The sequence below is a fragment of the Stenotrophomonas sp. STEN046 genome (assembly GCF_056759755.1).
Map to the genome: position 1 here is coordinate 19,639 of NZ_JBRRDR010000052.1, position 9,600 is coordinate 29,238.

Annotated in this window: 11 protein-coding genes; 5 read left to right on the forward strand and 6 right to left on the reverse strand. The window is 66.9% G+C overall.

Annotated features, from left to right (window positions below; translation table 11 throughout):
- Window positions 1-20: 20 nt before the first annotated feature.
- The gene (gene murA / locus ACVOLJ_RS18435) at window positions 21-1,295 is read left to right on the forward strand and encodes a UDP-N-acetylglucosamine 1-carboxyvinyltransferase (protein WP_475277621.1); all 1,275 of its coding nucleotides are present in this window, start codon (window positions 21-23) and stop codon (window positions 1,293-1,295) included.
- Window positions 1,292-1,606, forward strand: a complete 315-nt coding sequence (locus tag ACVOLJ_RS18440) for an EF-hand domain-containing protein (RefSeq protein WP_475277622.1) — start codon at window positions 1,292-1,294, stop codon at window positions 1,604-1,606. Before murA ends, ACVOLJ_RS18440 begins: the two co-directional genes overlap by 4 nt.
- Before the next feature lie 114 nt (window positions 1,607-1,720).
- On the opposite strand, the gene ACVOLJ_RS18445 is transcribed toward ACVOLJ_RS18440, so the two are convergent.
- The 6 genes from ACVOLJ_RS18445 to purM all read right to left on the reverse strand — a co-directional run bounded on the left by ACVOLJ_RS18445 (window position 1,721) and on the right by purM (window position 6,203).
- Window positions 1,721-2,404: a DUF3108 domain-containing protein gene (locus tag ACVOLJ_RS18445; protein WP_481564785.1), complete on the reverse strand. Its 684-nt coding sequence runs from the start codon at window positions 2,402-2,404 to the stop codon at window positions 1,721-1,723.
- A 2-nt stretch (window positions 2,405-2,406) separates the two neighbouring features.
- Entirely contained in the window at window positions 2,407-3,207 is an 801-nt protein-coding gene (locus ACVOLJ_RS18450; protein WP_475277624.1) for a DUF3108 domain-containing protein, read from the reverse strand.
- Between the two features lie 68 nt (window positions 3,208-3,275).
- A complete protein-coding gene (gene purN, locus ACVOLJ_RS18455) occupies window positions 3,276-3,932 on the reverse strand; it encodes a phosphoribosylglycinamide formyltransferase (RefSeq protein WP_481564786.1) in 657 nt (218 codons plus the stop codon).
- Window positions 3,929-4,540, reverse strand: coding sequence for a DUF2238 domain-containing protein (locus ACVOLJ_RS18460; protein ID WP_481564787.1), 612 nt, complete (start codon window positions 4,538-4,540; stop codon window positions 3,929-3,931). The genes purN and ACVOLJ_RS18460 overlap by 4 nt, the downstream gene beginning before the upstream one ends.
- Before the next feature lie 94 nt (window positions 4,541-4,634).
- The gene (locus ACVOLJ_RS18465; RefSeq protein WP_475277626.1) at window positions 4,635-5,123 is read right to left on the reverse strand and encodes a hypothetical protein; all 489 of its coding nucleotides are present in this window, start codon (window positions 5,121-5,123) and stop codon (window positions 4,635-4,637) included.
- A gap of 21 nt (window positions 5,124-5,144) precedes the next feature.
- A complete protein-coding gene (gene purM / locus ACVOLJ_RS18470; protein ID WP_475277627.1) occupies window positions 5,145-6,203 on the reverse strand; it encodes a phosphoribosylformylglycinamidine cyclo-ligase in 1,059 nt (352 codons plus the stop codon).
- Window positions 6,204-6,315: 112 nt separating this feature from the next.
- On the opposite strand from purM, the gene ACVOLJ_RS18475 reads away from it, so the two are divergent.
- Genes ACVOLJ_RS18475 through hda form a run of 3 tightly spaced genes read left to right on the forward strand, consistent with a single transcriptional unit; the run spans window position 6,316 to window position 9,319 of the window.
- A complete protein-coding gene (locus ACVOLJ_RS18475) occupies window positions 6,316-7,443 on the forward strand; it encodes a DUF2066 domain-containing protein (RefSeq protein ID WP_475277628.1) in 1,128 nt (375 codons plus the stop codon).
- Window positions 7,440-8,612: an AI-2E family transporter gene (locus ACVOLJ_RS18480; protein WP_475277629.1), complete on the forward strand. Its 1,173-nt coding sequence runs from the start codon at window positions 7,440-7,442 to the stop codon at window positions 8,610-8,612. Before ACVOLJ_RS18475 ends, ACVOLJ_RS18480 begins: the two co-directional genes overlap by 4 nt.
- Entirely contained in the window at window positions 8,612-9,319 is a 708-nt protein-coding gene (hda, locus tag ACVOLJ_RS18485; protein WP_475278171.1) for a DnaA regulatory inactivator Hda, read from the forward strand. The genes ACVOLJ_RS18480 and hda overlap by 1 nt, the downstream gene beginning before the upstream one ends.
- The last annotated feature ends 281 nt before the right edge of the window (window positions 9,320-9,600 follow it).

Genomic DNA, 9,600 nt, shown 5'->3' on the forward strand with positions numbered 1-9,600 from the left:
CCGCAGAAGACTCCCAATACATGGCCAAGATCGTTGTGACCGGCGGCGCTGCGCTGCACGGTGAAGTGAGCATCTCCGGCGCCAAGAACGCCGTCCTCCCCATTCTCTGCGCGACCCTGCTGGCCGACGCGCCGGTGGAGATCACCAACGTGCCGCATCTGCACGACGTGGTCACCACGGTGAAGCTGCTGGGCGAACTGGGCGCGAAAGTGACCATCGACCAGGGCACGCTGTCGCGCGGCAGTGCGATCGTGGTCGACCCGCGCCCGGTGAACCAGCACGTCGCCCCGTACGAGCTGGTCAAGACCATGCGCGCCTCGATCCTGGTGCTGGGCCCGCTGCTGGCGCGCTTCGGCGCGGCCGAAGTGTCGCTGCCCGGCGGCTGCGCGATCGGCTCGCGCCCGGTGGACCAGCACATCAAGGGCCTGCAGGCGCTCGGCGCCGAGATCGTGGTCGAGAACGGCTTCATCAAGGCCACCGCCAAGCGCTTGAGGGGCGGTCATTTCACTTTCGACATGGTCAGCGTCACCGGCACCGAGAACGTGCTGATGGCGGCGGTGCTGGCGGAAGGCACGACCATCCTGGACAACGCGGCGATGGAGCCGGAAGTGACCGATCTGGCACACTGCCTGATCGCGCTGGGCGCGAAGATCGAAGGCCTGGGCACCGCCCGCCTGGTGATCGAAGGTGTCGAGCGCCTGTCCGGTGGTCGCCATGAAGTGCTGCCTGACCGTATCGAAACCGGCACCTTCCTGGTGGCCGCGGCGATGACCGGTGGCAAGGTCACCGTCAACCGTGCGCGCCCGAACACGATGGACGCCGTGCTGTCCAAACTGATCGAAGCCGGTGCGACCATCGAGACCACCGAAGACACCATCACCCTGGACATGCACGGCAAGCGGCCGAAGGCGGTCAACCTGACCACCGCGCCGTACCCGGCGTTCCCGACCGACATGCAGGCCCAGTTCATGGCGCTCAACTGCGTGGCCGACGGCGTGGGTGTGATCAACGAAACGATCTTCGAGAACCGTTTCATGCACGTCAACGAGCTGCTGCGCCTTGGCGCGGACATCCAGGTGGAGGGCCACACCGCCATCGTGCGCGGCCAGGAACGCCTGAGCGGTGCACCGGTGATGGCCACCGATCTGCGCGCCTCGGCGTCGTTGATCCTGGCCGGCCTGATGGCCGACGGTGATACCAGCATCGACCGCATCTACCACCTTGATCGTGGCTACGAGAACATCGAAGAGAAGCTGTCTTCGCTCGGCGCCAGCATCCGGCGGGTTGCTGCATGATCCTGCGCGGCAGGTTCAGCCGTCGTCGCAAGGCGCTGCTGGTGCTGGTGCTGATCGTGCTGGCGTGGCTGGGCTACGCCTGGTACGCCAACATCGCCATCACCAAGGGCATCGAGCAGAAGGACATGGACTGGAATGGTGACGGCACGGTGACCCGTGACGAGATCATCCAGTCGTTCTATGCGGTGGCGGTCAATGACAGCCAGGAAGGAAGCCGGCACTGCCGTACCTTCATCCGGCGCAGCACGGGCGAGCAGATCCGGGTGGATTGCCGCACCGAGTTCAAGCCGGCCGAAGAAGCGAAGAAATAAGAAAACGCCCGCGTAAGCGGGCGTTTTTTATGGAATACACCCATCCACGCATGGCGTGGATCTACTGGAACGTGAAGTAGATCCACGCCATGCGTGGATGGCGCAGACCGTCGGTCAGTTCATCGCCTTGATGGTCAGATCCAGCGCGTCACGGCCGCTCTCACGCTGCAGCATGCGGGCCGGCACCGGGAACTCCGGCACGATCCAGGCAATCAGTTCCTTGTTGCCGTCGGCGCGCGACACCTTGGTCGCCTCATAGCTCTTGCCACCGACGGTGATCGCTTCCTTGCCCACCACGCGGTAGGTCATGTTCTTGACCCGGCCTTCGTCGACCATGCGATAGGTCAGCGGCTTGCCGGCAGCGAGATCACGGGCGATGGCCAGGTTGATCAGCAGCGCGTCCATGTCACCGCTCTTCAGTGCCACCGGACCTGCGCGGTCCGGCTTGATGTCGCCGGTCCAGGTGGCCTGGTTGCTGGTCCAGTTGTAGTTCGCCTGCACGTTGCGCTTCTTCACCAGCAGTGCGGAACGGTCCTGGCTGCTGAGCGGGCGCAACTGCCCACGCACTTCCTCGAACACCGTGCTCTGGCTCAGGTCGGCCAGCTGGTTCTTGACCTGCAGGCTGTAACGCCACTTGTTGGTGCCTTCGCTGGCCAGGGTCATGCTGCCGTTGGCCTGCATGCCCATGTAGCTGGCCAGGTATTCGGCCTTGAAGGGCTGCAGGGCCATGGCCGGCAGGCTGGCCACCGACAGTGCGGCAGCGGCGATCCAGGTCAGGGGGCGGGTGAGGGTGTTCATGCTCAGACTCCTTGGTATTCGATCAGGCGCAGATCGACGCGATCTTCGCCGTCTTCGCGTTGCAGGATGCGCACCGGGGTGGGGACACCGTTGGCGATCCAGAGAATGGTTTCGTTGTTGCCGCCATTGCTGCGGAATACCCGCAGGGCGTTGTAGGACAGGTCGCCGACCTCGACGTTCTCGGTCTGCGGCGCGGCCTGGTAATCGTGCTGGCGCACCTTGCCCATGTCGACGTAGCGGTAGTGCATGGCCACGCCGGGGCGGGCATCGCGCATGATCGACAGGTTCATCAGCAGCGCGCTCTGGTCGCCGGCCTGCAGCGGAATGGGCTGCGCGCGATCCTTCTTGACGTCGCCGCTCCACTGCGCGGTGCCGGCCTGCCAGTTGTAGGTGCCGACCGCCTTCTTGCCCAGGAACAGGCCCTTGCGCACCGTGCTCTGGCTCAGCGGTGCATACACGCCGCCGCGTTCTTCGAAGACCGTGCTCTGCTCGATGTTCAGGCCCAGCACGCTGGCAAAGCCGCGGCGACCAACCACCTGCATGTCCACCCGCCACTGGCTGCCGCCGGTGTGGGTTACCTGCATGGTGGCATCGCCTGCTTCCTTGCCCTTGTAGAAGGCCTGGTAGGTCGCGCTGAACGGCTGCAGCGGCGGCGGCTCCCACGCCAGCGCGGGCAGCACCGGCGGCGCCACCTCGGCAGGCGCCGGGGCGGGCTGGGGTTGTTGCGCCTGTCCCCAGCCTGCACAGGCGAGGACGGCAAGCGGCAGCAGCAGTGTTGTACGCAACAGGGACGGAGTCTTCATGGCCGGCAGGAACCGCAGGAGGGGGGCAGGATGCCAGCCCCGCAGTCAGCGGGGCGTGTGCACGGGCGTTACCGGTTCAGGTTCCCGGCGGAATCTAGAGCCAACGGCCTAAACAGGGGGTGACCGTCGAGTGTCGGCTGGCCTTCCTGTTCAGCCAGGCGGCCGGCACACAGCAGCTGCAGGGTGGCGATCAGCAGTGGATGCTCCACCGCAAGCACGCGATCGGCCAGGCGTTGCGCGTCATCACCGGCCAGCACCGGTACCCGCGCCTGCGCCAGTACTGCACCGGCATCCAGTTCTGGAACCACCAGGTGCACGCTGGCGCCATGCTCGCGGTCACCGGCTCCAATGGCCCGCGCGTGGGTATGCAGGCCTTTGTGCAGCGGCAGCAGCGAGGGGTGGATGTTGACCAGGCGTCCAGAGAAGCGCTGCACGAAATCAGCGCCAAGAATGCGCATGTAACCGGCGCAGACGATCCAGTCCGGCGTGGATGCGGCCAGCGCATCCCCCAATGCGATTTCGTAGGCCGCGCGGTCGCTGAATTCCTTCGGGGCATGGCCCCAGCGCTGTTCCGGTGCGACCCGTTCCAGTGCGGCCGCATCGGGACGGTCGGAAAACACGCCGACAATGTCCGCCGGCAGCCGCGCCGTGGCGATTGCGTCCAGGATCGCCTGCAGGTTGCTGCCGCGACCGGACGCCAGCACCGCGATTCGGCAGAGGCTCATCGCGCCACGCTCCGGCGCAGCAGTGGCCACGTCACCACGCTGCCCAGCGTTGCCAGCAGCATGTCGGCGTGGGCGTCCCACATGTCACCCTGCTGGCCGTTGTAGGCCTCGGCAGCGTCGGGCGACAAGGCCAGGGCGATGCCCCACTCGAACCATTCGTAGACCAGGCTGGAACACATCACCGCCATCACTGCCAGGGTGAACGCCTGGCCGATGCGCAGCGCCGGCCAGCTGTGGCGTGCCAGCTGCAGCAGCGCCGGTGTGAAGCAGACGCCATAGAGGAAATGGATCAGGCGGTCGAAATGGTTGCGCTGCCAGCCGAACGCCGCATCCGGTGACCAGCCGAACAGGGACTGCAGCCAGGCGTCGTAAGGGACATTCGAATACAGCCAGCGCGCGGCCACGCAATGGAGGGCGATGAACCCGCAGATCGCGATGAACGCACCGTTGCCCAGGCGCCAGCGCCGGTCGGCCCAGAACAGGGCCAGCAGGCCGACCACGGTCAGCGAGCTGTGCAGGGTCTGTTCGAGAGGCCACAGGGGGTTGATCCAGGTGGCTGCGAACACTGCCAGCACCAGCGCCAGCGCGATCTTCTTCGGTGCCGACAACAGGTTTGCAGTGCGGTGGGGAGCAGCTGTGGACAGGGCGGGCGTGGACATGTGGAGGCGGTCAGCAGAAGGAAGGGTGCACGCGCCTGGCAGTTCAGGTGCTGGCGGCGAAGGCGGCCTTGACCTGCGGGCGCAGCAGCACCACCAGGCTGAACACGCCAAGGATGGTGCCGATGGGAGTGAACAGGCACGACAGGCCGGCCACGATCATGCACAGCAGGTAGCGCCGTTGCCGCGACAGGCAACGGCCGGCATAGGCCATGAAGCCGGCCAGGGTCAGGCCGCCCAGCACGATGCAGGTGCCCATCACGGTGAACATCCAACCCACGATCTGCTGGTCTTCCGGCGATGGCGGATTACCACCGGACTTCATCGGCAGTGAACCGGTCAGCATGGCTATGCCCAGCGCGATATGCAGGACGAAGATCAGCGAGAACACCGCAATCAGGCCGGCGACCACGTAGTGCGCGATCGCCAGCTGGCGCAGCTGGGTGGCATCCTGCGGGCCGAACACCGGCGCGGCCGGGTTCGGCGGCAGCACCGGGGGGGACAGTGGCGGCGGCAAGGGGGGCGATGCGTCCATGCAGGTTCCTTGGTCGGCCGATCAGGCGATGTGGACGCGTTCGTCGCCCTGGGCGGTGACCACCTGGCCGATGGTCCAATGTTCCAGGCCCTCGGCCTTGACCGCTGCGGAAACCGCATCCAGCTGGTCCGGGGCCACGATCAGCACGAAACCGATGCCGCAGTTGAAGGTGCGCCACATTTCGCTGTCAGCCACGGCGCCTTCCTTCTGCAGCCACTGGAACACCGGCGGCAGGGTCCACGACGACGCCTGGATGTCCAGGCCGAGGCCTTCGGGCACCACGCGGATGATGTTTTCGGTCAGGCCGCCGCCGGTGATGTGCGCCATGCCGTGGATCGCAGCGCCATGTGACTTCAGCAGCGACAGGATCGGCTTGACGTACAGCCGGGTCGGCGCCATCAGCGCATCCACCAGCTTGACCCCGCCTTCCAGCTCCAGCTCGGCCGGGCGGCCGGCGCGGTCGTAGATGCGGCGGACCAGCGAATAGCCGTTGGAGTGCGGGCCGGAGGAGGCGATGCCGATCAGGACGTCGCCGGCGGCGACGTGGGCGCCGTCCTTCAGTTCGCTCTTCTCGACCGCTGCAACGGTGAAGCCGGCCAGGTCGTACTCGCCCGGGGCATACATGTCGGGCATTTCAGCGGTTTCGCCGCCGATCAGGGCGCAGCCGGCCTCGGTGCAGCCATTGGCGATGCCGCCGACCACCGCCGCAGCGGTGTCGATGTCCAGCTTGCCGGTGGCGAAATAGTCCAGGAAGAACAGCGGCTCGGCGCCCTGCACCAGCACGTCGTTCACGCACATGGCGACCAGATCGATGCCGATCGTATCGTGGCGGTTCAGCTGGTGGGCCAGCTTCAACTTCGTGCCCACGCCGTCGGTGCCGGACACCAGCACCGGTTCGCGGTACTTGTTGGACAGGTCGAACAGGGCGCCGAAGCCGCCCAGTCCGCCCATCACTTCCGGGCGGAAGCTGCGCTTGACCAGGGGCTTGATCCGCTCGACCAGCTCGTTGCCGGCGTCGATGTCGACACCCGCGTCACGGTAGGTGAGGGGGGAAGGGGCGGAAGACGGGCTGTTGGTCACGGGCGTCGGCGCTGGCAGGGGTTGAATCGCCGATTTTAACAGGCCGCATTGGCGCAAAGGCCGTATTCGGGCAACAATTCCCCCCGGATACGTCGAGCCAATGGATGTCCTGATGCGCCGCAGCCTGATTTTGACCCTGCTCCTTGCGCTGTGCCTGCCGGTGGCCACGATGGCCCAGAGCGGCATGCGAACCGAGGGGGATGTTGCCACTGCCAGTGGTGCGTACGAGGCCGAAGTGCCCGTCAACAGCCAAGCCGAGGCTGACCGCAACGGTGCGCTTGCGCGTGCGTTGAGCGTGGTTCTGGGCAAGTTGTCCGGAGATCGCAGCGTAATGTCCCGCCCCGGCGTGGTGCAGGCGCTGCGCAACGCCAAGGATTACGTGGCCAGTTATGACTACAAGCAGGACCAGAGCGTGGGTGCCAGCGGTGCCCCCAGCTTCCGCACCCTGCTGGTCGCCCGCTTCCGCGAGGACGACGTTGACGGGCTGGTGTCGGCGCTGGGTCTGCCGCTGTGGCCGCAGCCGCGGCCGAAGCCGGTGCTGTGGCTGGCGGTCGATGATGGCAGCGGACCGCGCCTGGTCAGCGTGCAGCAGGCCAATGCCGCGCGGCCACTGCTGAGCCGTGCCATCGAGCGTGGTTACAAGCTCGGCCTTCCCAGTGGCGGTGCCGCCGAACAGGCCCTGGCCGGTGCCATCTGGCGCCAGGACAGCGCCGCCGTTGCGCGCGCTTCGTCGCGCTATTCGCCGCCGATGCAGTTGATCGGCAAGCTGTACCGTGCCAGTGGCGGCTGGCAGGCGGACTGGGTGTTCGTCGACAACGGCCGTGAACTGAGCAAGTGGACCAGCAAGGATGCCAACGCCATGCGCGCAATGGCCGCCGGTGCCGACGGCGCGGCCGATGCCCTGGTCAAGCGCTATGCCAAGGCCGGTGCAGCCACCGGCCAGGCCGGCACCTACCGCGTGGTGGTGACCGGTATCAACAGTGCCGAGGAATACCTGCGCCTGGCCGCCGGCCTGCGTGAAGTGGCGGTGGTGCGCAACGTCACCCCGCTGCGTGCGACGGCCGACCACCTGGAGCTGAACCTTGAGATGACCACCGGCCTGGCCGGATTCAACCGCATGCTGGGCGACAACGGCGTGCTGGTGCCGTCGGCAACGCTGCCGGCGCTGCCCACGCCGATCGACGATACGACCGGTGCACCGGCGCCGGCGCCGGTGAGCAACGAGTACCGCCTGCGATGATCCTGTCCCCGGAAGCGGAAATCGCGCAGTTCCTGCGACGCCTGAAGTACATCCTGCTGGCCGGCCTGATCGGCTGGGTCGTCTGGCTGCTGGCACCGATCCTGACCCCGTTCGTGCTGGCGCTGGCGCTGGCCTGGCTGGGCGATCCGCTGGTGGACCGCATCGAGGCCACCGGTCGCTCGCGGATGACCGGCGTGGTGCTGGTGTTCGCAGCGATGGTGCTGGTGATCACCGCGCTGCTGCTGGTGCTGGTGCCGATGATCGAGCGCCAGATCACCACGTTGATCGCCGCCGCACCGCAGGCGCAGGCCTGGTTGATGGAGAAGGGCATTCCCTGGTTCGAGCAGAAGACCGGGCTGGAAGTGATGCAGTGGATGGATCCGGACCGGCTGATCGAGTGGGTGCGCAGCCATTGGCAGCAGGCCGGTGGATTCGCCACGACCTTCATGGGCTATGTCTCGCGCTCGGGCTTCACGGTGGTGACCTGGGTGGTCAACATCCTGCTGCTGCCGATCCTGGCGTTCTACTTCCTGCGCGACTGGGACAAGCTGGTCGAGCGCGTGGCCTCGGTCATTCCGCGCAACCAGATCGGCACGATCACCTCGCTGGCGCGTGAATCCAACGAGGTGCTCGGTGCGTTCATCCGCGGGCAGTTCCTGGTGATGCTGGCGCTGGGCGTGATCTACGCCGGTGGCCTGTCGCTGGTCGGCCTCAAGCTGGGCCTGTTGATCGGCCTGATCGCCGGCCTGATCAGCTTCATTCCCTACCTGGGCGCGACCACCGGCATCCTGATGGCGGTGGTGGCCGCACTCGTGCAGGCGCAGGGCATCGACCTCAAGCTGCTGATCCTGGTGGGCGTGGTGTTCACCGTCGGCCAGCTGCTGGAAAGCTACGTGCTGACCCCGCGCATCGTCGGTGACAAGATCGGCCTGCACCCGGTGGCGGTGATTTTCGCGGTGATGGCCGGTGGCCAGCTGTTCGGCTTCCTGGGCATGCTGCTGGCGCTGCCGGTGGCGGCGGTGACCAACGTGCTGCTGCGTTATGCGCACCAGCGCTACCGCCAGAGCGAGCTGTATGCCGGCGAGAAGCCTGCGATCGTGCTTGATGGCGTCATCGATCAGCCCCATATCATCGTGCCTGGCAACGACAAGGGTCCGGAGCTGAAGTGATTGGTGTGCCGCAACTTCCGCTGGCCCTGCATTATCCGCGGGACCAGCGCCTGGAGAGCTTCATCGGTGCGCCGGACGGCGCGCTGGCGCAGCTGCATGCCATCGCAGTAGGTGCCAGCCACGATTGGATCTACCTGGAAGGCGCCGCTGGCACCGGCAAGACCCATCAGGCGCTGGCGATGTGTTCCAGTGCGGAACAGGCGGGTCGGCTGCCGACGTATGTGCCGCTGGCCAGCGTGGTGGGCCGGGTGCGGGTGGCGTTGGAAGGATTGGAGCATCGCGAGCTGGTGGCGCTGGACGGACTGGATGCCGTGGCGGGCAACCGCGAGGACGAGATTGCGCTGTTTGATTTCCACAACCGCGCGCGCGCTGCCAGCGTGACGGTGCTGTACACCGCACAGAAATCCCCGGGTGAACTGGGCCTGGTGCTGCCGGACCTGCGTTCGCGGCTGGGACAGTGCGTGCGGGTGCTGCTGCAGCCGCTGGACGAGGAAGGCCGCGCGGCGGTGCTGCGCGAGCGCGCGCTGCGCCGTGGCCTGGCGATCGACGAGGCAGCCATCGAGTGGCTGCTGTCGCACACCGGGCGTGAGCTGGGTGGGCTGATCACGCTGCTGGACTGGCTGGACCGGGAATCGCTGGCGGCGAAGCGGCGGATCACGGTGCCGTTCCTGCGCCAGGTGCTGGAAGAAGGCCGGCCGCGTTACTGAGGTTGGGGTTTCTTTGCAGGGCTGCGCCCTGCACCCGCCGAAGCAGAAGCAACGTCAACGACAGAAGCTGGCTTTCTGGGGGATGGCGGGGGGGGGGGGGGGGGGGGGGGGGGGGGGGGGGGGGCGGGGGGGGGGGGGGGGGGGGGGGGGGTGGGGCGTTTTGGGTGGGGTCCCGTTTTTATTTTGGTTTTTTCTGGGGGGCCCCCGGCGCCTCCCCCCCCCTACCGGCCAAGCAAGGCTTCTGTTCTCAAGTCGCCCAGCCACGAGGGGCTCAGCCGTTC